Annotated in this window: 3 tRNA genes and 1 rRNA gene; all 4 read left to right on the forward strand. The window is 52.8% G+C overall.

Annotated elements, in window-relative coordinates:
• The first annotated feature begins 70 nt into the window (after positions 1-70).
• Positions 71-144 (forward strand) — tRNA-Arg (locus AC1DIT_RS28490).
• A 9-nt stretch (positions 145-153) separates the two neighbouring features.
• A tRNA-Pro gene (locus tag AC1DIT_RS28495) sits at positions 154-227 on the forward strand.
• A gap of 10 nt (positions 228-237) precedes the next feature.
• Positions 238-313: transfer RNA gene (locus AC1DIT_RS28500), tRNA-Ala, on the forward strand.
• Positions 314-388: 75 nt separating this feature from the next.
• Positions 389-464, forward strand: a 16S ribosomal RNA gene (locus AC1DIT_RS28505); the annotation flags it as partial.

Below are 464 nucleotides of genomic sequence, written 5' to 3' on the forward strand. Positions count from 1 at the left end.
ACGCACAGGACTTAAAATCCTGCGGTGGGTGACCACCGTGCGGGTTCGACCCCCGCCCTCGGCACCATATGCGCCCGTAGCTCAATTGGATAGAGCGTTTGACTACGGATCAAAAGGTTAGGGGTTCGAGTCCTCTCGGGCGCGCTTTTCCTTCGGGAAGTGGCTCAGCTTGGTAGAGCACCTGGTTTGGGACCAGGGGGTCGCAGGTTCAAATCCTGTCTTCCCGATACTTATTTTGGGGCCTTAGCTCAGCTGGGAGAGCGCCTGCCTTGCACGCAGGAGGTCAGCGGTTCGATCCCGCTAGGCTCCACCAAAAGTTCTTTGAAAACTGAACGAAACAAACAACGTGAAACGTCAATTTTTATTTTAGATGCTAGACAAACTAACTTTATTGGAGAGTTTGATCCTGGCTCAGGATGAACGCTGGCGGCGTGCCTAATACATGCAAGTCGAGCGAATGGATT

This window comes from Bacillus sp. 05T22 (genome assembly GCF_056396765.1).